General features: G+C 70.3%; 23 protein-coding genes. 10 read left to right on the top strand and 13 right to left on the bottom strand.

Annotation, left to right across the window (positions count from 1 at the left end):
* Window positions 1–8: 8 nt before the first annotated feature.
* Together STRBO_RS0107995 and STRBO_RS0107990 are read left to right on the top strand one after the other, a co-directional pair.
* Window positions 9–902: a carbohydrate ABC transporter permease gene (locus STRBO_RS0107995; RefSeq protein WP_005480126.1), complete on the top strand. Its 894-nt coding sequence runs from the start codon at window positions 9–11 to the stop codon at window positions 900–902.
* A gap of 5 nt (window positions 903–907) precedes the next feature.
* On the top strand, window positions 908–1,759 hold the full coding sequence (locus STRBO_RS0107990; RefSeq protein ID WP_005480128.1) for a carbohydrate ABC transporter permease: 852 nt from the start codon (window positions 908–910) through the stop codon (window positions 1,757–1,759).
* 39 nt (window positions 1,760–1,798) lie between these two features.
* Here the strand turns inward: STRBO_RS0107990 and STRBO_RS0107985 are convergent, their stop codons facing one another.
* Window positions 1,799–2,248, bottom strand: a complete 450-nt coding sequence (locus STRBO_RS0107985; RefSeq protein ID WP_005480129.1) for a PPOX class F420-dependent oxidoreductase — start codon at window positions 2,246–2,248, stop codon at window positions 1,799–1,801.
* 145 nt (window positions 2,249–2,393) lie between these two features.
* Between STRBO_RS0107985 and STRBO_RS0107980 the strand changes: the two genes are divergently transcribed.
* Window positions 2,394–3,167 carry a helix-turn-helix domain-containing protein gene (locus tag STRBO_RS0107980; RefSeq protein WP_245170581.1) on the top strand — a complete coding sequence of 258 codons (774 nt, stop codon included), beginning with the start codon at window positions 2,394–2,396 and terminating at the stop codon, window positions 3,165–3,167.
* Window positions 3,168–3,201: 34 nt separating this feature from the next.
* Here the strand turns inward: STRBO_RS0107980 and STRBO_RS0107975 are convergent, their stop codons facing one another.
* Window positions 3,202–4,227, bottom strand: a complete 1,026-nt coding sequence (locus STRBO_RS0107975; RefSeq protein WP_005480133.1) for an ATP-dependent 6-phosphofructokinase — start codon at window positions 4,225–4,227, stop codon at window positions 3,202–3,204.
* Between the two features lie 268 nt (window positions 4,228–4,495).
* On the opposite strand from STRBO_RS0107975, the gene pta reads away from it, so the two are divergent.
* From pta to pyk, 3 genes are all read left to right on the top strand, one after another.
* Window positions 4,496–6,661, top strand: a complete 2,166-nt coding sequence (pta, locus tag STRBO_RS0107970; protein WP_005480136.1) for a phosphate acetyltransferase — start codon at window positions 4,496–4,498, stop codon at window positions 6,659–6,661.
* Between the two features lie 20 nt (window positions 6,662–6,681).
* Window positions 6,682–7,887 carry an acetate kinase gene (locus STRBO_RS0107965; RefSeq protein ID WP_020114035.1) on the top strand — a complete coding sequence of 402 codons (1,206 nt, stop codon included), beginning with the start codon at window positions 6,682–6,684 and terminating at the stop codon, window positions 7,885–7,887.
* A gap of 132 nt (window positions 7,888–8,019) precedes the next feature.
* A complete protein-coding gene (pyk, locus tag STRBO_RS0107960; RefSeq protein WP_005480139.1) occupies window positions 8,020–9,450 on the top strand; it encodes a pyruvate kinase in 1,431 nt (476 codons plus the stop codon).
* Between the two features lie 122 nt (window positions 9,451–9,572).
* Here pyk and STRBO_RS0107955 read toward each other — a convergent pair whose 3' ends face one another.
* From STRBO_RS0107955 to STRBO_RS0107940, 4 genes are all read right to left on the bottom strand, one after another.
* Complete coding sequence (locus tag STRBO_RS0107955) at window positions 9,573–10,991, bottom strand: hypothetical protein (RefSeq protein WP_028796534.1); 1,419 nt, start codon at window positions 10,989–10,991, stop codon at window positions 9,573–9,575.
* Entirely contained in the window at window positions 10,981–11,619 is a 639-nt protein-coding gene (locus STRBO_RS0107950) for a DUF6114 domain-containing protein (protein ID WP_020114034.1), read from the bottom strand. Before STRBO_RS0107950 ends, STRBO_RS0107955 begins: the two co-directional genes overlap by 11 nt.
* A gap of 160 nt (window positions 11,620–11,779) precedes the next feature.
* Window positions 11,780–12,415, bottom strand: a complete 636-nt coding sequence (locus STRBO_RS0107945) for a DUF6230 family protein (RefSeq protein ID WP_020114033.1) — start codon at window positions 12,413–12,415, stop codon at window positions 11,780–11,782.
* A 695-nt stretch (window positions 12,416–13,110) separates the two neighbouring features.
* Window positions 13,111–14,088 (bottom strand): tetratricopeptide repeat protein, encoded by a 978-nt coding sequence (locus STRBO_RS0107940; RefSeq protein ID WP_005480146.1) that lies wholly within the window; start codon window positions 14,086–14,088, stop codon window positions 13,111–13,113.
* 191 nt (window positions 14,089–14,279) lie between these two features.
* On the opposite strand from STRBO_RS0107940, the gene STRBO_RS0107935 reads away from it, so the two are divergent.
* A complete protein-coding gene (locus STRBO_RS0107935; RefSeq protein ID WP_005480148.1) occupies window positions 14,280–14,918 on the top strand; it encodes a TetR/AcrR family transcriptional regulator in 639 nt (212 codons plus the stop codon).
* Window positions 14,919–15,064: 146 nt separating this feature from the next.
* On the opposite strand, the gene icmA is transcribed toward STRBO_RS0107935, so the two are convergent.
* Window positions 15,065–16,765: a coenzyme B12-dependent isobutyryl-CoA mutase large subunit gene (gene icmA, locus STRBO_RS0107930; protein WP_020114032.1), complete on the bottom strand. Its 1,701-nt coding sequence runs from the start codon at window positions 16,763–16,765 to the stop codon at window positions 15,065–15,067.
* Between the two features lie 95 nt (window positions 16,766–16,860).
* Between icmA and STRBO_RS0107925 the strand changes: the two genes are divergently transcribed.
* Complete coding sequence (locus STRBO_RS0107925; RefSeq protein WP_005480151.1) at window positions 16,861–17,202, top strand: DUF3817 domain-containing protein; 342 nt, start codon at window positions 16,861–16,863, stop codon at window positions 17,200–17,202.
* 65 nt (window positions 17,203–17,267) lie between these two features.
* Here the strand turns inward: STRBO_RS0107925 and STRBO_RS0107920 are convergent, their stop codons facing one another.
* The 6 genes from STRBO_RS0107920 to STRBO_RS0107895 form a co-directional block, all read right to left on the bottom strand.
* Window positions 17,268–17,777: a MarR family winged helix-turn-helix transcriptional regulator gene (locus STRBO_RS0107920; protein ID WP_005480153.1), complete on the bottom strand. Its 510-nt coding sequence runs from the start codon at window positions 17,775–17,777 to the stop codon at window positions 17,268–17,270.
* A 121-nt stretch (window positions 17,778–17,898) separates the two neighbouring features.
* Entirely contained in the window at window positions 17,899–18,531 is a 633-nt protein-coding gene (locus tag STRBO_RS0107915) for a TetR/AcrR family transcriptional regulator (protein ID WP_005480155.1), read from the bottom strand.
* On the bottom strand, window positions 18,528–19,184 hold the full coding sequence (locus tag STRBO_RS0107910; RefSeq protein ID WP_020114031.1) for a DUF4166 domain-containing protein: 657 nt from the start codon (window positions 19,182–19,184) through the stop codon (window positions 18,528–18,530). Before STRBO_RS0107910 ends, STRBO_RS0107915 begins: the two co-directional genes overlap by 4 nt.
* Before the next feature lie 74 nt (window positions 19,185–19,258).
* A complete protein-coding gene (locus tag STRBO_RS0107905; protein ID WP_005480160.1) occupies window positions 19,259–20,005 on the bottom strand; it encodes a hypothetical protein in 747 nt (248 codons plus the stop codon).
* Between the two features lie 149 nt (window positions 20,006–20,154).
* On the bottom strand, window positions 20,155–20,448 hold the full coding sequence (locus tag STRBO_RS0107900; RefSeq protein WP_005480167.1) for an MTH1187 family thiamine-binding protein: 294 nt from the start codon (window positions 20,446–20,448) through the stop codon (window positions 20,155–20,157).
* Window positions 20,445–20,807 carry a DUF3817 domain-containing protein gene (locus STRBO_RS0107895; protein ID WP_005480169.1) on the bottom strand — a complete coding sequence of 121 codons (363 nt, stop codon included), beginning with the start codon at window positions 20,805–20,807 and terminating at the stop codon, window positions 20,445–20,447. The genes STRBO_RS0107900 and STRBO_RS0107895 overlap by 4 nt, the downstream gene beginning before the upstream one ends.
* Window positions 20,808–21,005: 198 nt before the next feature.
* On the opposite strand from STRBO_RS0107895, the gene STRBO_RS0107890 reads away from it, so the two are divergent.
* Window positions 21,006–21,638 (top strand): AIM24 family protein, encoded by a 633-nt coding sequence (locus tag STRBO_RS0107890; protein ID WP_005480171.1) that lies wholly within the window; start codon window positions 21,006–21,008, stop codon window positions 21,636–21,638.
* Window position 21,639: 1 nt separating this feature from the next.
* On the top strand, window positions 21,640–22,290 hold the full coding sequence (locus tag STRBO_RS0107885) for an AIM24 family protein (protein WP_005480172.1): 651 nt from the start codon (window positions 21,640–21,642) through the stop codon (window positions 22,288–22,290).
* The last annotated feature ends 2 nt before the right edge of the window (window positions 22,291–22,292 follow it).

Here is a 22,292-nt window from a genome sequence, read left to right as displayed (position 1 = left end):
CCCCGCGCATGAAGGGGCCGGCCGCGAAGGGACCGCCCCGCCCCGCGTTCCGGGCGTTCACCCGGGCCCTCCCCCTCACCCCCGCCACCGTCCTCCTGCTCCTCTTCCTCGCCGGCCCCATCGGCTACTGCGCGTACATCGCCTTCACCGACCTCCAGCTCACCGGCCAGGCCGAGGACTCCTTCGTCGGCTTCGAGAACTTCCGTACGGCGTTCGGGGACGAGGCGTTCCTCAACGCGGTCTGGCTCACCCTGGTCTTCACGGTGGTCTCGGCGCTGCTCGGCCAGAACACCCTCGGCCTGGTCCTGGCCGCCCTGATGCGGCGCGCCTCGAAACCCGTGCGCACGCTGGTCGGTGGCATCGTCGTCACGGCCTGGGTCCTGCCGGAGGTCGTGGCCGGCTTCCTCCTCTACGCGTTCTTCCGCCGCGAGGGGACGCTGAACGCGGTCCTGGACTGGCTCCGTCTGCCGTCCCAGAACTGGCTCTACACGCTGCCGATCCTGGCCGTGTCGTTCGCGAACGTCTGGCGGGGCACGGCGTTCTCGATGCTGGTGTACTCGGCGGCCCTGAACGAGATCCCGAAGGAGATCACGGAGGCGGCGGAGGTCGACGGCGCGAGCGGCATGCGCCGCATGTGGCACATCACGCTCCCGATGATCCGCCGCTCCATCGGCACCAACCTGATGCTCATCACCCTGCAGACGCTGTCCGTGTTCGGCCTGATCTGGGTGATGACGCGAGGCGGCCCCGGCGGCCGGAGCCAGACCCTGCCCCTGTTCATGTACGAGGAGGCGTTCCAGAAGAGCATGATCGGCTACGGCACCGCGGTGGCCCTGTTGCTGCTGGTGGTGGGCTCGTTGTTCTCGGTGCTCTATCTGCGCCTGCTGCGGACGGAGGTGTGACTCCCGTGGCCCCGAAGACCCGGGCCCCTCTCTCCCGCCGCGCGGTCCGCCACCGGCTGGCCGCCGACGGCGGCCTCCTCGTCGTCGCCGCGGCCTTCGTGCTCCCGCTGGCCTGGGTGGTCCTCTCCTCCGTGGATCCGCGTGCGGACCTGACGGTGAGGATCCCCGACGGCGTGACCCTCGACAACTTCGACGCCGTCCTGACCCCGGACATCACCTTCACGCCGCTGCTCAACAGCCTGCTCCTGTGCGGCGCGGGCACGGCGCTGACCGTGGTGTGCTCGGCTCTGGCGGCCTACCCGCTCTCCCGCTTCCGCTCCCGTCTGAACCGCCCCTTCCTTCTGACGATCCTCTTCGCGACGAGCCTGCCGATCACGGCGATCATGGTCCCGGTGTACGCGCTCTTCGTCCAGGTGAACCTGATCGACACCATGCAGGGCACGATCTTCTTCTTCGCCGCCTCCCAACTGCCGTTCGCGATCTGGCTGATGAAGAACTTCATGGACGGGGTGCCGAAGGAACTGGAGGAGGCGGCGTGGACGGACGGCGCGTCGTCGTCGCAGTCGCTGCTGCGGGTGGTGCTCCCGCTGATGGGACCGGGCGTCGCCGTGGTGACCGTCTTCTCCTTCGTGATGATGTGGGGGAACTTCTTCGTCCCGTTCATGCTCCTGCTCACCCCGGAACAGATGCCGGCGGCCGTCAGCATCAACGACTTCTTCGGGAACCGGGGAACGGTGGTCTACGGCCAGTTGGCGGCGTTCTCGGTGATCTACTCGACGCCGGTGATCCTGCTGTACGTGGCGGTGGCCCGGCGGCTGGGCGGTGGGTTCGCGCTGGGCGGGGCGGTCAAGGGGTGAGGCCGGCCGGCTTCCGCGGCCGGCCGGGGTCCCCTCCCCTCACCCCTGCGGCAGCACCCCCGCCCGGAACGGCTCCACGCCCACGACCCGCCGTACCCGCAGCGGTTCGATCAGGATCATCAGCCGCCGCTCCCCGGGCAGCAGCCACGGATACCGCTCCTGCCCGATGTACTTGCGGGTGAGCCGGTCCATGGCGCGCAGCGCCTCGTCACCCTCCACGAACCGCACCACCCGCCCCCGGATCTCGGCCCGGTCGTAGGGGTTCTCGGGGTCGTGATGGGACAGGGACACCAGCGGGTTGCGGCGCAGGTTCTCCTCCTTCACCCGCCCGACGGAGGTGTTGACCATGACGTGTTCGGTGTCGCCGACGGCCTCGATGTCCACCCACATGGGTGATACCTGAGGCGCGCCGTCCGGCCCGACCGTCGCCAAGTGCCAGAAGTTCGGCGCCAGTAGGCGCTCGCGCATGTGTCCGTCCAGCTTCGTCATGCGGTCATTCCTACCCGGGCATCCTCGCCGAGGCGCGCCGGAACCGACGAGTCACAGACGTCTCACCGGCCAGGGGTTCCCACCATCCGTGATTGTGGCCGAACAGCCCGTAGTCATCGGCGCCGCGCGGATCTACGGTGTGCGCGTGCACCGACGTTCAGCCAACGAACCCGAACGGCAGCTCCACCAGCCGCCCCCGGAACCCCGGACAGCCGACACCCCCACTCCGCCCTTCAACGCCCCCGCGGCCCGGCGACTGCGTATCGCCCTCGGCATGGGGCCCGAGCACGTCGCGTACGGCATGCGCTCCTCGTACGGGCTCCCCCATGTCACCCCGGACCTGGTCGCCGCCTGGGAGCGCGGCGGCATCGCGCCCACCGGCCCCGAACTCACCGCGCTCGCCGGTGTGTTGTGGTGCTCGACCAGCGAACTCATCGGCACGCCCCGGTCCGTGCGCGAGCACCGCACGGCGCGGGGGATCGCCGCCGAGGACGTCGCCCGCGCGGTCGGGCTCGAAGTCTCCGCCTATCTGGGGATGGAGGAGAGCGAGGAGTGGCGCGGCACCGACCGCCAGTCCGCCGCCCTCGGCGTCGCACTCGATCTCACGATCCCCGAACTCGTCGTCGCCACCGGACGCGAGGAACGGCTCAGGGAACTGCTGCGCAGCGCGGTGACCACCCGCTGGCAGGCGTATGTGCGGCCCGCCCTCAAGCTGCTGTCCCTCGACAGACACCTCGACCGGCGTCTGCTGGAGGACGTCCTGCGGGAGATGCACACCGACTACCAGGACCTGATGACCGCCACCCTCACCTGGGCCGACGGCACCGCCGCCACCGACTCCGGCGAAGCGGGCCGTGACTACCTGGACCACGTCGTCGGCCACTTCTGGGCACTCGTGCGGAGAACGGCGGCCCACTGAAGGGGCCGGGACGCCCTCCTCACCGGCAACCGGTCTAGAACACCGACTCCGCCTCGTCCATCCGGTCCTTCGGCACCGTCTTCAGCTCGGTCACGGCCTCCGCCAGCGGCACCATCACCACGTCGGTGCCGCGCAGCGCGGTCATCCGGCCGAAGTCGGCCCGGTGCGCGGCCTCCACCGCGTGCCAGCCGAAGCGGGTGGCGAGCACCCTGTCGTACGCGGTCGGGGTGCCGCCCCGTTGGACGTGGCCGAGGATGACCGGCTTGGCCTCCTTGCCGAGGCGGCGCTCCAGCTCGTACGCCAGCGCGGTACCGATGCCCTGGAAGCGCTCGTGGCCGAACTGGTCGATCGCGCCGTGGCCGTAGTCCATCGAGCCCTCGGCGGGGTGGGCGCCCTCGGCGACACAGATCACCGCGAACTTCTTGCCGCGCGCGAAGCGCTCCTCGACCATCTTCACCAGATCGGCCGGGTCGAACGCGCGCTCGGGCAGGCAGATGCCGTGCACGCCAGCCGCCATGCCCGACTCCAGCGCGATCCAGCCCGCGTGCCGGCCCATGACCTCGACCACCATCACGCGCTGGTGCGACTCGGCGGTCGTCTTCAGGCGGTCCATCGCCTCGGTGGCGACCCCGACGGCCGTGTCGAAGCCGAAGGTGCGGTCCGTCGAGGAGATGTCGTTGTCGATGGTCTTCGGGACGCCGACCACCGGCAGGCCCGCGTCCGACAGCATCCGCGCCGCCGTCAGCGTGCCCTCGCCGCCGATCGGGATGAGTACGTCGATACCGAACCGGTTCGCCATGTCCTGCGCGTTCTCGCAGGCCTCGCGGAGGCGGTCGCGCTGGAGGCGGGAGGAGCCGAGCATGGTGCCGCCGAGGGCGAGGATGCCGCTGACGGACTCCAGGTCGAGGCTGCGGTAGCGGCCGTCGAGCAGGCCGGCGTAGCCGTCCTCGAAGCCGATGACCTCGTCGCCGTACTGGGCGACCGCTCGGTGCACGACCGACCGGATCACTGCGTTCAGGCCCGGACAGTCGCCGCCTGCGGTGAGAACTCCGATACGCATCGTGCTGTGTCTCCTGATCGTCCTGATCGGTCCTGCTCGGTGCTGGTACTTATGAGCCAGTCCGATTGTTTCACGGCTCCCAGGGGGTCGCCGCGCCCGTCCGCTCCCGCCCGGGCACCACGACGGGCTGATGGGCGCCTTATCCATGGTCAAGGGTATTGTCAAGAGGGTTTCTGTCCGCCGCGACGGTGATTTTCACCCCTGCCGACCGAGCCCCCACCAACCGCACCACACGTCCTACACGTCCCACATGAAACGGAGAGCACACGTGACGCGCAGCGTGTACGTGACCGGGATCGACCGCGGCGACGGCCGCCAGGTCGTCGAGCTGGGGGTCATGGAGCTCCTGACCCGCCAGGTCGACCGGGTGGGGGTGTTCCGGCCGCTGCTGCACCACGGACCGGACCGCCTCTTCGATCTGCTGCGCGCACGGTACCGGCTCACCCAGGACCCGGCGACCGTGTACGGCATGGACTACCACGAGGCGTCCACGCTCCAGGCCGAGCACGGCACGGGCGAGCTGGTGTCGACGCTCGTGGACCGGTTCCACGCCGTCGCGCGCGACTTCGACGTCGTCCTCGTCCTCGGTACGGACTTCGCCGACACCCAGTTCCCGGACGAGCTCTCCCTCAACGCCCGGCTCGCCAACGAGTTCGGCGCCTCCGTCATCCCGGTCGTCGGCGGCCGCAAGCAGACCGCCGATTCGGTGGCCGCCGAGACGCACAACGCGTTCCGCGCCTACGAGAGCCTCGGCTGCGACGTGCTCGCCATGGTCGTCAACCGGGTCGCGCCCGCCGACCGCACCGAGATAGCCGAGCGGCTCGGCGACTCCCGGCTGCCCCTGCCCGTGCCCTGTTACGTCCTGCCCGACGAGCCGGCGCTCTCCGCGCCCACCGTCGCCCAGATCACCCACGCCCTCGGCGGCAAGGTCCTCCTCGGCGACGACGCGGGCCTCGCCCGCGACGCGCTGAACTTCGTCTTCGGCGGGGCCATGCTGCCGAACTTCCTCAACGCCCTGACCCCGGGCTGCATGGTCGTCACCCCCGGCGACCGCGCGGACCTCGTCGTCGGCGCCCTCGCCGCCCACAGCGCCGGCACCCCGCCGATCGCCGGTGTGCTGCTCACCCTGAACGAGCGGCCCAGCAAGGAGGTGCTGACCCTCGCGTCCCGGCTCGCGCCCGGCACCCCCGTGGTCGCCGTCGAGACGGGTTCCTTCCTCACCGCCTCCGAACTCTTCTCCATGGAGGGCAAGTTGAGCGCGGCGACACCGCGCAAGGCGGAGACCGCGCTCGGGCTGTTCGAGCGATACGTCGACACCGTCGAGCTGCGGGGCCGGGTCTCCGCGCCGAGCAGCGACCGGGTCACGCCGATGATGTTCGAGCACACGCTGCTGGAGCAGGCCCGCTCCGAACGGCGTCGCGTGGTCCTGCCCGAGGGGACCGAGGAGCGCGTCCTGCACGCGGCCGAGGTACTGCTGCGGCGCGGGGTCTGCGACCTCACGCTGCTGGGCCCGGTCGAGCAGATCCGCAAGAAGGCCGCCGACCTCGGCATCGACCTGGGCGACAGCCAGTTGGTGGACCCGGCGACCTCCACGTGGCGGGACATGTTCGCCGAGAAGTACGCCCGGTTCCGCGCCCACAAGAACATCAGCGTCGAGCTGGCGTACGACGTGGTGTCCGATGTGAACTACTTCGGCACGCTCATGGTCCAGGAGGGGCTCGCCGACGGGATGGTGTCGGGGTCGGTGCACTCCACCGCCGCCACCATCCGCCCGGCCTTCGAGATCATCAAGACCAGGCCGGACGCGGACATCGTCTCGTCCGTGTTCTTCATGTGCCTCGCCGACAAGGTGCTGGTCTACGGGGACTGCGCGGTCAACCCGGACCCGAACGCCGAGCAGCTCGCCGACATCGCCGTCCAGTCGGCCGCCACCGCGCGGCAGTTCGGGGTCGAACCGCGGATCGCGATGCTGTCGTACTCCACGGGAACCTCCGGCTCGGGCGCCGACGTCGACAAGGTGCGCCAGGCCACCGAGCTGGTGCGCGCGCGACGGCCCGACCTGCTGATCGAGGGGCCGATCCAGTACGACGCCGCCGTCGAGCCGAGTGTCGCGGCGACGAAGCTGCCGGACTCCGAGGTCGCGGGCCAGGCGACGGTGCTGATCTTCCCGGACCTCAACACCGGCAACAACACCTACAAGGCCGTGCAGCGGTCGGCGGGCGCGCTCGCGGTCGGGCCGGTCCTCCAGGGGCTGCGCAAGCCGGTCAACGACCTGTCCCGGGGCGCGCTCGTCCAGGACATCGTCACCACGGTCGCCATCACGGCGATCCAGGCGCAGACCACCGCCGCCCTCGGCACCCCCGGCACCCCCGGCACCCCCGGCACCCCCGGCACCCCCGGCACCCCCGGCACCCTCGGCACCCCCGGCAAGTGAACCCCGTCAGGAAGCAGACCGTGACCGCCACCCGCGTACTCGTCCTCAACTCCGGCTCCTCCTCGGTGAAGTACCAGCTGCTCGACATGCGCGACAGCGGCCGGCTGGCCGTGGGGCTGGTCGAGCGGATCGGCGAGGAGAACTCCCGGCTGAAGCACACCCCGCTCACCGGCGGCGGCGTCTCCCGTGAGCGCACCGGCCCGATCGCCGACCACGAGGCCGCCCTGAAGGCCGTCGCCGAGGAACTGGCGGCCGACGGGCTCGGCCTCGACTCCCCCGAGCTGGCCGCCATCGGGCACCGTGTCGTGCACGGCGGGCAGAGCTTCACGCAGCCGACGGTCGTCGACGACACCGTCCTCGCCGAGATCGAGCGCCTGATCCCCGTGGCGCCGCTGCACAACCCGGCCAACCTCACCGGTATCCACACCGCCCGGGCCCTGCGGCCCGACCTCCCCCAGGTCGCCGTCTTCGACACCGCGTTCCACACGACGATGCCGGAGTCCGCGGCCCGTTACGCGATCGACGTGGAGACCGCCGACGCCCACCGCATCCGGCGCTACGGCTTCCACGGCACCTCGCACGCGTACGTCTCCCGGGCCACGGCCGCACTGCTCGGCAGGGCCCCCGAGGACGTGAACGTGATCGTGCTGCACCTCGGCAACGGGGCGTCCGCCTCGGCGGTCGAGGGCGGGCGGTGCGTGGACACCTCCATGGGGCTCACGCCCTTGGAGGGACTCGTGATGGGTACACGGTCCGGAGACCTGGACCCGGCCGTCATCTTTCATTTGATGCGCGTTGGCGAAATGTCCACGGACGAGATCGACACTCTCCTCAACAAGAAGAGCGGTCTGATCGGACTGTGCGGCGACAACGACATGCGGGAAATTCGCCGCCGTGTCGACGAGGGCGACGAGCGGGCGAAGCTGGCCTTCGACATCTACATTCACCGGCTGAAGAAGTACATCGGCGCCTACTGCGCGGTCCTCGGCCGGGTGGACGCGGTCGTGTTCACCGCCGGAGTCGGCGAGAACGCCGCGCCCGTGCGGGAGGCCGCCGTGGCGGGCCTGGAGGGGCTGGGCCTCGCGGTCGACGGCGAGCTGAACGCCGTACGCGGTGGGGAGCCGCGGCTGATCTCGCCGGCCGGCGCCCGGGTCGCGGTCGCGGTGGTGCCGACGGACGAGGAACTGGAGATCGCGACACAAACGTATGCCCTGGTCGTCACATGAGCGAAGAGGACGTGAGTGAGCGGAGAACAGCCGAGTAATACACACCGGTAACACGCCTGAGCGCATAGCCGCACATTTGCTATTCCATCAGACGGAATATTCCGCAGCGAAACAAACCGATAGGATCGTCCCATGCGCCGTTCGAAAATCGTCTGTACTCTCGGCCCCGCGGTCGACTCCCACGAGCAACTGGTCGCCCTCATCGAGGCCGGCATGAACGTGGCCCGTTTCAATTTCAGCCACGGCAGCCACGCCGAGCACCAGGGTCGCTACGACCGGGTCCGGGCCGCCTCCGCCGAGACCGGTGTGGCTCTCGGTGTCCTCGCCGATCTGCAGGGCCCCAAGATCCGCCTGGAGACCTTCGCCGAGGGCCCGGTGGAGCTGGTGCGCGGTGACGAGTTCACCATCACCGCCGAGGACGTGCCGGGCGACAAGCAGATCTGCGGTACGACGTACAAGGGTCTGCCCGGTGACGTCTCCCCCGGCGACCAGATCCTCATCAACGACGGCAACGTCGAGCTGAAGGTCCTGGAGATCGACGGCCCGCGGGTGCGGACCGAGGTCATCGAGGGCGGGGTCATCTCCGACCACAAGGGCATCAACCTGCCCGGCGCGGCCGTCAACGTGCCGGCGCTGTCCGAGAAGGACGTCGAGGACCTGCGCTTCGCGCTGCGGATGGGCTGCGACCTGGTGGCGCTGTCCTTCGTGCGGGACGCCGAGGACGTGCGGGACGTCCACAAGGTGATGGACGAGGTGGGCCGCCGGGTCCCCGTCATCGCCAAGGTGGAGAAGCCGCAGGCCGTGGAGAACATGGAGGACGTCGTGATGGCGTTCGACGGCGTGATGGTCGCCCGTGGCGACCTGGCCGTCGAGTACCCGCTCGAAAAGGTCCCCATGGTGCAGAAGCGGCTCATCGAGCTGTGCCGCCGCAACGCCAAGCCGGTGATCGTGGCGACCCAGATGATGGAGTCGATGATCACCAACTCCCGCCCCACGCGCGCCGAGGCGTCCGATGTCGCCAACGCCATCCTGGACGGCGCGGACGCGGTCATGCTGTCGGCGGAGTCCAGCGTGGGCGCGTACCCGCTGGAGACGGTCCGCACGATGTCGAAGATCGTCACGGTGGCCGAGCAGGAGCTGCTCTCCAAGGGCCTGCAGCCGCTGGTGCCGGGCAAGAAGCCGCGGACGCAGGGTGGTTCGATCGCCCGTGCCGCCTGCGAGATCGCCGACTTCCTCGGCGGCCGGGCCCTGGTCGCCTTCACGCAGTCCGGTGACACCGCCCGCCGGCTGTCGCGCTACCGCGCCTCCCAGCCGATCGTCGCGTTCACCACCGACGAGTCCACCCGCAACCAGCTGGCGCTCAGCTGGGGTGTCGAGTCGCACGTCGTGCCGTTCGTGAACAGCACCGACGAGATGGTCGACCTGGTGGACCAGGAGATGGTCAAGCTCAAGCGCTTCCAGGAGGGCGACATCGCGGTCATCACCGCCGGCTCGCCCCCCGGTGTCCCGGGCACGACCAACATGGTCCGGGTGCACCACCTGGGCGGCGGCGCCCGCGACTGACGCGGCCCGAGATCGTCCGCAAGAGCGCCGAGGGCGCCCCCTGGAACAGGGGGCGCCCTCGGTCTGTGCGGCTCCCGGAAGGGTCCTGTGCGGCGCTCAGCGGGCCGCGGGGAGGCGGGTGCTCACTTGGTGGTGAACTGGTGCAGCCCCGGCACGGTGAGCGTCCCGCCGAACTGGCCCGCCTGGACGACCTTCACCTTGGTGAAGTAGATCAGCGGGATGTTCAGCGGCGGCGGGTGCTTCGGGTCGAAGGTCACCGGGATCAGACCGAGCAGGTTGCCGGAGATGCTCTCGGTGTACATGACCGTCTGGCCGTCGCGGATGGTGGACGTCGTGCCCTTGCCGGCCTGCACGTGGTAGGTCACGCCGGCCTGCTTGTCGTCGACCGTCTGGTGGAGGTCGCCGATGTCGGTGCCGTCGGAGATGACGTACTTCAGCACCTCCTTGACCTTGCCGTCGGCGGTCCGCACCTTGACGACGCCCTTGTAGTCGGCGCCCTTGAGGAGCAGCGAGCTTGCGTTCAGGTACCAGGGGTCGGAGGGCAGCGCGGGGATGCCCTTCTCGACGCCGCTCTCGTCGTCCGTGGCGACGAAGCAGTCGTCCAGGTCCGTGCTCTCGCTCGGGGACGGGCTCGGCGTCGCGGTGGCGTCGGCGGCGGTGTCCTTCGCCGTGTCCTCGGCGTCGTCGGCCTTGTCGGTCTTGTCGTCGGTCTTCTCGTCGGTCTCGTCGTCGGCGGTGCCGGTGACGTCCTTGGCGGAGTCCTCGACCTTGTCGGTGACGTCGACGGAGCCCTTGCCGTCCTTGCCGGAGTCCTTGTCGTCGTCCGTGTCCTCGCCGGAGCCGCTGTCCGCCGCCGAGGGCGACGGGGACGGGCTGGTGGACGGGGACGGGGTGTCGCTCCCCGACTCCTTGTCGTCGGGCGTGAACAGGTCCTCGAGCGCGCTGCCGATGTCCTCCAGGACGTTGCCGCCGCTGCCGCTCTCCGAGGCGGAGTCCGACGCCGTGTCCGCGGCCGCCTTGTCGGAGGCCGCGTCGTCCGAGGCCGGCTTGTCGGAGGTGTCCGTCGGCGCGGAGTCGTCCCCCGTCTCCTTGTCGTCGGAACCTGAATCCGGCGAAGAGGAGTCGTCGGAGGGCGTGTCGTCGGAGGCGGAGTCGTCCGCGGCGTCGTCGCCCGCGGGCTTGTCCTCGTCCTTCGCCTCGTCGTCCGAGGAGTCGGCGCTCTCCGTGGCGGAGGCGGACGGCGTCGGGGTCGGGGAGGCGGAGGTGTCCTTGCCGTCCTCGGCGGCCTCCAGGGCCGTCACGCAGTCCTTGTACTCGTCGGCCGTCAGGCTCTTGGACGCGGGGTCCTCGGCGAGTGCCAGGGTGGGGGTGAAGCCCATGCCCATGAGGACCGCCGTAGGCATGGCCGCCAGGGCTATCGCCTTGCCCGCCGGCATGTTCAGCCGGGTGAGAAGGGGCTTCCTGGGTGCCGCGTGCCGCGGTCCGGATCTCGCACGGGACTCTCCCACCGAAGTCCCGTGGGTCACCTCGTCAGCCGGCACTGTGCCTCCCGTTCGTCCCGTTCGTGGGGGTGGTACCTGACAGGTCGTCGCCCTCGCCGTTGGCCGCCCCGCTCATCGAACCCGCTGTCGCGGGCTCGGGGGCGTCGCCCTTGTGCAGGAGGACCGCACCTTGCTGTGCCGTGCTCTCAGCCGTCGTGTTCCCGGCGGTCGCGTCCTGGGCGGCCCCGGCCCGAGCCGGGGTGCGGTACGTGGACGGCACCGGCGCCTCGTCGTGACCGGGCGCCCAGGCGATGGCCAGCGCGCCGCCGATCAGGGCGAGCAGGAAGCCGAAGCCGAAGCCTCCGAGGTTGGAGACGGGGATGGACACGAGGGCCAGGAGGATCGCCGCCGTACCGGCGAAGGTGCGTACGTGCCGCTGGAACCACAGGCTGACCCCGAGCACCACCAGCAGCACGCCGATGATGAGGGAGCCCGAACCGCCCGTCGTCGCCATGGCGAGTGTGAGGTGACCGAGCTGCAGGTTCGCGTACGGGAAGTACATGATCGGGAAGCCGCTGAGCAGTACCAACAGGCCCGCCCAGAAGGGACGGCTGCCCCTCCAGTCGCGGAAGCGCCGCCGGAGGACGCGGAGATAGTCTTCGTTCTGCCCCGTTGACTCGGCGCTCATGGACAACAGCTCCCTGGAACGGTGTTGCTGTGACAAGTTCACGTACGCCGAAGCGCGCGTACGGAATTCACGTACGGACTGCGCGTGCGCGGCGGAGCGCACGGCGCTGGGGGACGGGCGGGCGAGGAAGCACAGGCCCCCTCACCCGCCCAGGGAGTGCCTAGTAGCACTCCACCGTGCCCTTGTGGAGCGACATCTTCAGGTTGCTCAGCTTGAAGGTTCCGGCAGTGGTGGCCCACGCCGTCTGCTTCACGTCGGTCAGCGAGGCCGAGTCGGCCTGCTGGGCGAACCCGTAGGGGTTGGCCTGCTCCGAGCCACCCTTCATGCCCGGACCCTTTTTGGCGTCCTTGGCCGCCACACCGATGTCGATGCCGCGGAAGACGGCATCCGCCGAGAGGTCCTCGACGTCGATGTAGAGGTTCTCGGCCTCGACCTTCTTGCCACCCGTACCGGCGGTCAGCTTGAGGCTGACGCTACCGAGCAACGGGACGCCCGGGGTGACGACCGACTGGCACATGTTGGTGATCGACGCGGACTTGAACGCCGAGACGGCGACGGGGTGAACCGTCTTCTCGCCCTTGAGGGTGTACCCCTCGTCGAGCGCTCCGTACTGCGAGAAGCCCGTACCGTCGAGCTGGTCAGCCGTCACCTTGAACGACTGGCCCGACACACTGAACGACGCTGCGAGAGCACCCTGCGCGAGGGCGACACCTATCGCTGCCGTAGCGGCGACGCTGGGCACCATGACCACAGCGAACCGCTTCCATCTGGTCCCGCCACGCACCTGGGACTCCATATTTCCTCCTTCTCGGACGTACATCTCCTGACACCGGCTCGCCCCCATAGGTGGCGGCTCAGCCAGGCAGGGATGGGAGAAGTGCTACGTCCTCGGGAAGGAGAGCGCCCGCGCTCGGTGGCGCGAACAGCGCCCGAACTCACCGGCGATCACCCCCGAGCGACAACCACTGGCCGCGCCTGACACGCATCACGCACAACCTGCTGGACAGGCTCCACCCTCGGGCGGAGACCCCCCTGTCCAAGAGCAAGGCGCCACTGTCGCCCGCTCTACTCGGTGGGGACCCAGAAAACCGTTGACCCGCCTGGTTGGCGGGGTACGGGGAAGGACCGAGCGTCGCCGATCGTGGTGCATTCTCGCCGCCCCCGCAAGGGGGGTCGTTACTGGCTAGTAACGGACGGATAACCGAACAACGACCCATCGGCATCGGCCAGCGACCCAGGGTGTCGCCGAGTGAGGTGACACAACGGCTGACAGATGGACAGAGTCCGACAGATCGACGAGATTCTCTTACTGCCAGTAACAGCGGCCGCGTTTACCAAGATTTGGCAAAACGCGGCCGCGGTGTCGCTGTGTCGCCAAATCTCTCACTCGCGCAACACACGTCCCGGCACTCCGGGACGAAGGCCCCCCGGCCCCCGAACCCCCCGCCCGGCGGAGCCGGCGCTCAGCCGGGACGAGGGTTCACCAGCGGGTCAGAACAGCGCCCGCGCCAGCGCGCGCCGCGCCGTGGCCACCCGCGGATCGTCGCCGCCGACCACCTCGAACAGCTCCAGCAGCCGCGTCCGTACGGCCTCCCGGTCGTCCCCCGCGGTGACCCGCACGGTGTCGATGAGTCGACCGAACGCGTCCTCCACATGTCCGCCGACGAGGTCGAGGTCCGCCGCGGCGATCTGCGCCTGCGCGTCACCGGGGTTGTCGGCGGCCGCCTTGCGCACGTCCTGCGGATCGGCTCCCTGCACACGCTGCAGCAACTCGGCCTGTGCGAGGCCCAGTTTGGCCTCGGTGTTGCCCGGGTCGTCGCTCAGCACGTTCTTGTACGCCTGCACCGCGCCGCCGAAGTCGCCCGCGTCCAGGGCGTGCACGGCGGCTTCGAGCAGGTGGTCGTACGGGCCGGCCGGGATCTGCGGGGCCGCCTGGACGGGGGCGCCGGCCTCGGCGTCCGGGTCCACCACGAGGCCGGTGAGCCCGAAGCGCTCCTCGGCGACCTGCACGAGCTGGTCGAGGGTCGAGCGGATCTGCTGCTCGGGGGCGGCTCCCTGGAAGAGGGGCAGCGCCTGCCCGGCTACTACGGCGAACACAGCCGGGATCCCCTGGATACCGAACTGCTGCATCAACATCTGGTTGGCGTCGACATCGATCTTGGCGAGGACGAACTTGCCGGCGTACTCGACGGCCAGCCGCTCCAGCACCGGGCTGAGCTGCTTGCAGGGCTGGCACCACTCGGCCCAGAAGTCGATGACGACGGGCACTTCGGTGGACCGCTGCAGAACCTCGCTCTCGAACCCGGCCTCATCGACGTCGATGACCAGGTCGGCCGGGGACACCGCCCCTCCGCCGCCCTGCCGTGCCGCTTCGGCGCGCGCCTGCTCCGCCTTCGCCTTGGCCTCCTGGGCCGCCTTCACCGCGGCGAGGTCGACGACTCCGCTCATGGACATGTTCCGTGGCTGCATGAGTACATCCTCCCCCTTCCGAGCGCGCGGGTGAAAAGCGTCCCGAGAGCCAGGTGCCCACCCCCAGCTTTCGCTACGACTCGTAGCGTAACTGCCCCGGGCGACTCCCTGTACCCCTCACTACCCACTCCGCAGTGATCTGCCTCACGCCACCACCCAGGATTTCGACAACGGCCGGATATGGTCGGCGGATGCAGAGCCGCACCCCCGCCTCCCGCGCCACGGGCGGCCGACCGCGCAGTGCCGCCGCGGACGCCGCGATCCTGGCGGCGACCCGGGAGGCGCTGGTCGATCTCGGCTGGTCGAAGCTGACCCTGGGTGACGTGGCCACGCGGGCCGGCGTCGCGAAGACGACGCTCTACCGCCGCTGGGCGGGCAAGAACGAACTGGTCGTGGACGCGGTCGCGGAACTCTTCGACGAACTGCGCCTTCCCGACCGGGGCAGCCTGGCGGCCGACATCGAGGGCGTCGTGCTCCAATTCGCGGCGATCCTGGCCCGGCCCGAGGCCAGGAGCGGCCTGATGGCGGTCATCGCGGAGTCCACCCGCGACGACGCCCTGCGCGAACGCATCCGCGCGTCCATCGTCGACCGCCAGAAACGCCTCGTCCTGGAGGGCCGCACCCGCGCCCAGACCCGAGGCGAACTGCCCCTCGAACCCGACGCCACCACCGCCTCCCGCACCGTCGACCTCATCTTCGACGTCGTGGCCGGCGCGGTGGTCCACCGCACCCTGATCAGCGCGGGCCCGGCGGACGAACAATGGGTGGGCGACTTCACCAGGCTGCTGCTGACGGGCCTGAAGGGCACGGCAGCGACTCCGTCCGAGTGAGGGGGCCCTGTCGTTGTGCGGGGTGCGGGGCCCCGGCGCTTCTCAGGGGCACGGGGAACTGTGCGAACGCGGTCCGGGGCGAGCCCCGGGTCCGTGACGCCCACCGGCCCCCACCCCGCCCGTGAAGCCGCCTGAAGGAGCCCCCACTAGAAGCCCGCCGGCTCCATATACACCCCCCACTCCTCCCGCAACACCCCACAGATCTCCCCCAACGTCGCCTCGGCCCGCACCGCGTCGAGCATCGGCCCGATCATGTCGCCCCCGTCCCGAGCGGCGGCGACCATCGCGTCGAGCCCCGCCCGCACGGCCCCACCGTCCCGCCGCGCCCGCCGCCCGTCCAGCACCCGCACCTGCTCCCGCTCCACCTCGTGCCCGACCCGCAGGATCTCCAGATCCCCGGTCACCGACCCCTGGTGGACGTTGACCCCGACCACCCGCTTCTCTCCCTTCTCCAGGGCCTGCTGATACCGGAACGCGGCCTCCGCGATCTCCCCGGTGAACCACCCGTCCTCGATCCCCCGCAGGATCCCGGACGTCATCGGCCCGACGGGATGCACCCCGTCGGGACGCGCCCGCAGACCCCGCTCCCTGATCTGGTCGAAGATCTTCTCGGCGTCGGCCTCGATGCGGTCCGTCAGCTGCTCGACGTACCACGAACCACCCAGCGGATCGGCCACGTTGGCGACCCCGGTCTCCTCCATCAGCACCTGTTGCGTCCTCAGCGCGATCTCCGCCGCCCGCTCGCTCGGCAGCGCCAGCGTCTCGTCGAGGGCGTTGGTGTGCAGGGAGTTGGTCCCGCCGAGCACCGCGGACAGCGCCTCCACCGCCGTACGCACCACGTTGTTGTACGGCTGCTGCGCGGTCAGCGAGACCCCGGCGGTCTGGGTGTGGAAGCGCAGCCACTGCGCCTTGTCGGTCCGCGCCCCGTACACGTCCCGCATCCACCGCGCCCAGATCCGCCTGGCGGCGCGGAACTTGGCGATCTCCTCGAAGAAGTCGAGGTGCGCGTCGAAGAAGAACGACAGCCCCGGCGCGAACACGTCCACGTCCAGCCCACGGCTGAGCCCCAGCTCCACGTACCCGAACCCGTCCGCCAGCGTGTACGCCAGCTCCTGCGCGGCCGTGGCCCCGGCCTCACGGATGTGGTAGCCGGAGACGGACAACGGCTTGTAGGCGGGGATCCGGGCCGCGCAGTACTCCATCAGATCGCCGATGAGGCGCAGATGGGGCTCGGGCGGGAAGAGCCACTCCTTCTGCGCGATGTACTCCTTGAAGATGTCGGTCTGGAGGGTGCCGTTGAGGACGGCCGGGTCGACACCCTGCCGCTCGGCGGCGACGACGTACATGCAGAAGACCGGGACGGCGGGCCCGCTGATCGTCATCGACGTGGTGACGTCCCCGAGCGGGATCCCCCGGAACAGCACCTCCATGTCGGCGGCGGAGTCGACGGCCACCCCGCAGTGCCCGACCTCACCGAGCGAGCGCGGATCGTCCGAGTCCCGCCCCATGAGCGTCGGCATGTCGAACGCGACGGACAGCCCCCCGCCCCCCTTGGCGAGGATCGACCGGTACCGCTCGTTCGTCCCCTCCGCGTTCCCGAACCCGGCGAACTGCCGGATCGTCCAGGTCCGCCCCCGGTAGCCCGTCGGATACAGCCCCCGCGTGAACGGATACTCCCCCGGCCATCCGATCCGCTCGAAGCCCTCGTACACGTCCCCGCGCCGGGGCCCGTACACGGGCTCCACCCGCTGCCCGGAAAGGCTCGTGAAGTCCCCCTCCCGCTTCCGGGCGGAGTCATAACGTGCCTGCCAGCGTCGGCGTCCCTCTTCGATGGCGTCAGCGTCCATGCCTCCAATTTACTAGGACGTCCTAGTAAATGCCCGGGGACGCGGGCCGGGACGCGCGCGCGAGGCACCGAAAAGCACCCGTTACGCTCGACGCCATGAAGAAGAGCGTCTTGACCCGCTACCGGGTGATGGCCTACGTCACCGCCGTCCTGCTGATCCTGCTGACGGCGGGCGTGATCGGGAAGCGTCTGCTCGACCTGGACGGCTTCGACAGCTTCGTCACGGTGGTCGGCTTCGCGCACGGCTGGCTGTACGTGCTGTACCTGGTCTTCGCCTTCGACCTCGGCAGCAAGGCGAAGATGCCGCTGGGCCGCCTCGCCTGGGTGCTGCTCGCCGGTACCGTCCCCACGGCCGCCTTCTTCGTGGAACGCCAGGTGAGCCGCGAGGTCGAGCCGCTGATCATCAAGGACGCGGTCCCGGACCCCGCCGCGGCCTGAGCCGGGACGGACCCGAGGGCGCTCGGCCCGCCGTCGCCGGGCAATCCGCCCGTCGACGGGGACGGTCAGCTCTCCTCGAAGTCCCCCGCGGCCACCCGCAGCGGTCGCAACATCGCGAAGATCTCCGCGCATTCCTCGGCGTCGTAGACGCCCAGGCCGAAGTCCATGGACATGAGGTCGCGGGTGGCCGCGTCGCAGACCTCGCGGCCCTTGTCGGTGATCGAGGCGAGGGTGCCGCGGCCGTCGTTGGGGTTGGGGCGTTTGTCCACGAGGCCGGACCTCACCAGACGGTCGACGGTGTTCGTCACGGACGTGGGGTGCACCATCAGCCGCTCGCCGATCTTGGACATCGGCAGCTCGCCCTTCTGGGAGAAGGTGAGCAGCACGAGGGCCTCGTAGCGCGCGAACGTCAGCCCGTACGGTTTGACCACCGCGTCGACCTCCGCCAGCAGGATCTGCTGGGCGCGCATGATCGAGGTGATCGCGGCCATGGACGGGACGCTTCCCCAGCGCTGCTTCCAGTGCTCGTCGGCGCGCGAGATGGGGTCGAAGGAGAGGCTGAGCGGCTTCGGCACGGCATCGACCTTACCGGCCGGTCATATGCTGGTCAGCCCCGTCTCGCCTTTCGGTACACCTCGCCCCCGTACCACCGCTTCCGGTCGGAGCCCCGGCCGCGACGGTCGGCCCTTGCGGACGTCACCGCCCCGCGGTCTTCCGGAGGTGGTGACGGACCGCCCGCTGGGCCACGGGTCCCAGAGCGTCGAGCGCGGCCGCGAGCGCCGCGAGCTGTTCGAGCGCGCCGAGGGCGGCCTCCGCACCCTGCGGATCGACCCCCTCGTACAGCTCAAGACCCACGAACGACGCCGCCACGGCCCGCGCCAGCCCGCCCGCGTCCGCGAACTCCCCGAGCGGCGAGCCCGACAGGACCCGCCGCAGCACCCCCTCCACCTCCGTGATCCACAGCTCCAGCCCGGCCGCGGTGGCCGGCGCCAGCCGCGGCTGGGTCTGCGCCCCCGCGAGAAGCTGCCCCAGCACGGCCACATGCCCCTGTGCCCGCTCCTCCGCGTGCATCTCCCGCCCGAAGGCCAGCAGTTCGCCGAGCGAGCCGATCGCCGCCAGCCGCTCCCGGTGACGAGCGACCCGCTGCTCGGCCCCGAACCGGCAGGCCGCCGCGAGGAGTTCGTCCACGGACCCGAAGTGGTAGAAGACGAGCGCCTGGTTCACCCCGGCGGTCGCGGCGATCGAGCGGGCGGACGTCTTGGCGATCCCCTGCTCGACGAGCGTGCGCAGCGCGCCCTCCAGCAGCTTCGCCCGGGTCGCCTCGCTCACGCCCGCGCCTCCTCACGGACCGGCCGCAGCCCCGCCCGGACCCCGCGCACCCGGATGTCCTCGTAGGTCGCGGCGAACGACCCCTCGTAACCGAAGAGCGGCCCGAAGTGCCGGTTCACCACCCGCACCCGGATCCGGAAACGCCCCGTCCGCTCGTCGAACCGCTCCCGCACCTCCGCCTCCCCGCCGACGAGTTCCGGGACCCGGACGTCGACGGGCCCCTCCCGGAACCGGTGTTCCCCCGAGCGGATCAGCAGCGACCCGTCGGCCTCCGCGCCGAAGTACAGGTCGCTGGCCAGGTGCTGGTGGGTGCCGAGATAGTCGAGGACGCGGTCGCCCTTCGGGCTCAGCACCATCTGGGCGTCGAACCGGCGGGAGCGGCCGGGCAGGTCGAAAGTACGCACGAAGGTCACCGTCTCACGGCCGAAGCGGTCGGCGTACGGCACGTTCTCGATGGTGAAGGGGACGTTCCGCCCCTCGCGCGGGACCAGGATGTTGCGGGTGCCGCCGAGCGCGAGGAACGGCTTCACCAGGCCCCGGCCGTGCCAGATCCGTTCCATCGTGCCCCGGCCGGTGCAGGCCTCACCGCTCGCCAGCCCGACCGAGAAACGCCGGCGCAGCTCGGGATGGAGCCGGTCGAAGTCCGCGCCCATGACCGTCCGGAAGATCGAGGGCGGAGAGGAGGGAGAGGAGGGAGAAGTCCTCGGAACCGTTCCGTGCACGGCGGCTATCCCTTCAGGGTCGCGAGCAGACGCGGCGCACGCGCGCGCGGGGGCGGGGTCCGCAGACAGCGGCGGGCGGACGGGGTGCCGGGCAGCGGCGGCACGATCAGGGCGGCCAGGACCGCCGACACGGCAAGGACCGGCGTGGCGAACAGTGCCAGGGGGGCGAGGGGTCCGGCCGGGTCCACCAGCGCCCCGTACGCAAGCCCCGCGCAGGCGGCCACGATCGTCAGCGCGCGGACGGCGGCCTCGGCGAGCCAGTGGCGCAGGGCCCGCTCGGGGGTGATGTCCCGCTCCAGCCAGAGGCGCAGGCGGTCGAAGGACCAGGCGGTGGCCCAGCCCATGAGCGGCCGGAACAGCAGCCGGTCGGCGAGGGCGCCGGTGCGGCCCCAGCGGGGGCGGTAGTCGTAGCCGGTGAGGAAGCGGACCCCGTCGCCGTCGGGTACGTAACGCCAGTAGCCGCTGCCCTCGGCGATCAGGGAGAGGGCGTGCGGGGAGGCGAACCGCAGTGCCGAGGTCCGGGTGCCGTCCGGCCGCTCCCGCTCGCCGGCCGAGATCCCGGTCCCGGCGATCGCCAGGCCTGGCAGGACGCGGGTGGCGTACCGGAAGTGCTGCGGCTCGCCCTCCGCGCGCGGGAGGTAGCGGATCTCGGTGAAGCGCAGGTCCCAGCGCTGATGGCGGGCCGGGTCCTGGCTGCGTGCCCACAGCTCCTCCAGATCGGCCCGTATCCGTACCTCCACATAGAGCCCCATGCCCGTTCCCCCAGGTCGGTGACGTTTTTGAGCGACTGCTCAACCCCGATGGCACAGGACCGTACACGGTTTTGAGCGATCGCTCAATCAGTGGGCGCGCAAAAACCCCGGCCCACAAGGACCGGGGTCTCGCGGCAGCGGGACGGCGGCTACGCCGACAGGTGGCGCTCCACCGTCTCCACCTTCGACGTGAGGCCGTCCGTCACACCGGGCCGGATGTCGGCCTTGAGGACGAGCGAGACGCGGGGCGCGCGCTCCTCGACGGCGGCGACGGCGCGCCGCACGACGTCCATCACCTCGTCCCACTCACCTTCGATCGAGGTGAACATGGCGTCGGTCCGGTTCGGCAGACCGGAGTCACGGACGACCCGGACGGCCTCGGCGACGTACTCACCGACATCCTCGCCGACGCCCAGCGGGGTCACGGAGAAGGCGACGATCACGCTTTCACGGCTCCTTCGCTCTCGTCGCCGCGCGCGCGGGACGCGAGCGCCACGCCGACCGCGCTCTCGGCCTCGCGGCGGAGCCTGCGGTCGGCGAAGAAGCCACCCGTGGGCAGGACGGAGAGGGCGAAGTAGAGCGCGGCGGTCTTCAGCGGCCACTTGGTGCGGTTCCAGGCGTCGGCCCAGAAGAGCAGGTACAGGAGGAAGAGGACGGCGTGGACCCAGCCCATCACCGGCACCGCGTTGAACTCCGTGGTGCGCTTGAGCACCGAGCACACGAGCAGCAGCAGGAAGGAGACGGCCTCGGGGGCGGAGACGAGGCGCAGGCGGCGGAGGGCGGAGGCGGTCTGTATGTCCACGGGTCACCTTCGGTGAGGTCGGCGGGGTCGGCGGGGGAGTCGTCGCGTCGCTCGGGGATCCTTGTGAAAGGAAGCACAAGCGACGTCCATTCTGGCATCCGTCAACCTTCGGATGTCCCAGGGGTCCCTTCAGGGTCGAGATCCTCCTCTGGGACCTGTCCTGTCCCGCCTTCGGCCGGTTACCGTCACCCCGTGGCAATGTTCCGACTTCAAGGCAGCAAGGTGCTGGCCGTCGACATGACCGGGGACGCCGTGAAGGCGAAGAACGGCTCGATGGTCGCCTACGACGGTCAGATGTCGTTCAAGAAACTGAGCGGCGGCGGTGAGGGTCTGCGCGGGATGGTGACGCGGCGCCTCACGGGTGAACAGATGACGTTGATGGAGGTGACCGGCCAGGGGACCTGTTGGTTCGCGGACCGGGCGTCCGAGATCAACCTGGTGAATCTTCAGGGGGACAAGCTGTTCGTGGAGTCGAGCAACCTGCTCGCGACGGACTCCGGGCTGCGGACGGGCACGAGCTTCACGGGGCTGCGCGGCGCCTCGCAGGGCAACGGCCTGTTCACGACGACCATAGAGGGCCACGGCCAGGCGGCGATCATGTCCGACGGCCCGGCGGTGGTACTGCGGGTCAGTCACCAGTACCCGCTGACGGTCGACCCGGGGGCGTACATCGCGCACCAGGGCAACCTCCAGCAGTCCTTCCAGTCCGGCGTGACGTTCCGCACGCTCATGGGCGAGGGCGGCGGCGAGGCCTTCCAGATCCGCTTCGAGGGCGACGGACTCGTCTACGTCCAGCCCAGCGAGCGCAACACGGTGGCGGGAGACGTGTGACATGGCCTTCCGTGAGATCAACTCGAAGATGATCGAGGCGACCGTGATGCCGGGCCAGCGGCTGTTCAGCCAGCGCGGCGCGATGCTCGCCTACAAGGGCGAGGTGTCCTTCACGCCGAACGTGCAGGGCGGTCAGGGCGGTATCGCCTCGATGATCGGCCGCCGGGTGGCGGGCGAGGCGACCCCGCTGATGACCGTCGAGGGCAGCGGCACGGTGCTGTTCGGGCACGGCGGCCACCACATCCAGGTGATCAGCCTGACGGGCGAGACCCTGTACGTGGAGGCCGACCGTCTGCTGGCCTTCGACGGCACCCTCCAGCAGGGCACGATGTTCATGGGCTCCCAGGGCGGCGTCATGGGCATGGTGCGCGGTCAGGTGACGGGCCAGGGCCTGTTCACCACCACCCTCAAGGGGCACGGGGCGGTCGCGGTCATGGCGCACGGCGGGGTCATCGAGGTGCCGATCACCCCCCAGCGCCCGGTCCACGTCGACCCGCAGGCGTACGTGGCGCACCACGGCGACGTACGCAACAAGCTCTCCACCGCGCTCGGCTGGCGCGACATGGTGGGCCGGGGCTCCGGCGAGGCGTTCCAGCTGGAGCTGAGCGGCAGTGGTGCGGTGTACGTCCAGGCCTCGGAGGAGAAGCTGTGAGC

Origin of the sequence: Streptomyces bottropensis ATCC 25435, assembly GCF_000383595.1 — a bacterium.
Taxonomy (GTDB): domain Bacteria; phylum Actinomycetota; class Actinomycetes; order Streptomycetales; family Streptomycetaceae; genus Streptomyces; species Streptomyces bottropensis.
This window is presented reverse-complemented; position numbering and strand designations above follow the sequence as displayed.

Bases quoted from the DNA above. Each gene is read 5' to 3' on its own strand.
- STRBO_RS0107950 (WP_020114034.1), bottom strand. From the start codon at position 11,619: ATGAGCGCCGAGTCAACGGGGCAGAACGAAGACTATCTCCGCGTCCTC.
- STRBO_RS0107940 (WP_005480146.1), bottom strand. From the start codon at position 14,088: ATGCAGCCACGGAACATGTCCATGAGCGGAGTCGTCGACCTCGCCGCG.
- STRBO_RS0107890 (WP_005480171.1), top strand. From the start codon at position 21,006: ATGTTCCGACTTCAAGGCAGCAAGGTGCTGGCCGTCGACATGACCGGG.
- STRBO_RS0107885 (WP_005480172.1), top strand. From the start codon at position 21,640: ATGGCCTTCCGTGAGATCAACTCGAAGATGATCGAGGCGACCGTGATG.
- STRBO_RS0107975 (WP_005480133.1), bottom strand. From the start codon at position 4,227: ATGCGTATCGGAGTTCTCACCGCAGGCGGCGACTGTCCGGGCCTGAAC.
- STRBO_RS0107925 (WP_005480151.1), top strand. From the start codon at position 16,861: ATGAAGAAGAGCGTCTTGACCCGCTACCGGGTGATGGCCTACGTCACC.
- STRBO_RS0107945 (WP_020114033.1), bottom strand. From the start codon at position 12,415: ATGGAGTCCCAGGTGCGTGGCGGGACCAGATGGAAGCGGTTCGCTGTG.
- STRBO_RS0107905 (WP_005480160.1), bottom strand. From the start codon at position 20,005: ATGGGGCTCTATGTGGAGGTACGGATACGGGCCGATCTGGAGGAGCTG.
- STRBO_RS0107935 (WP_005480148.1), top strand. From the start codon at position 14,280: ATGCAGAGCCGCACCCCCGCCTCCCGCGCCACGGGCGGCCGACCGCGC.
- pyk (WP_005480139.1), top strand. From the start codon at position 8,020: ATGCGCCGTTCGAAAATCGTCTGTACTCTCGGCCCCGCGGTCGACTCC.
- STRBO_RS0107995 (WP_005480126.1), top strand. From the start codon at position 9: ATGAAGGGGCCGGCCGCGAAGGGACCGCCCCGCCCCGCGTTCCGGGCG.
- STRBO_RS0107985 (WP_005480129.1), bottom strand. From the start codon at position 2,248: ATGACGAAGCTGGACGGACACATGCGCGAGCGCCTACTGGCGCCGAAC.
- icmA (WP_020114032.1), bottom strand. From the start codon at position 16,765: ATGGACGCTGACGCCATCGAAGAGGGACGCCGACGCTGGCAGGCACGT.
- STRBO_RS0107910 (WP_020114031.1), bottom strand. From the start codon at position 19,184: ATGGGCGCGGACTTCGACCGGCTCCATCCCGAGCTGCGCCGGCGTTTC.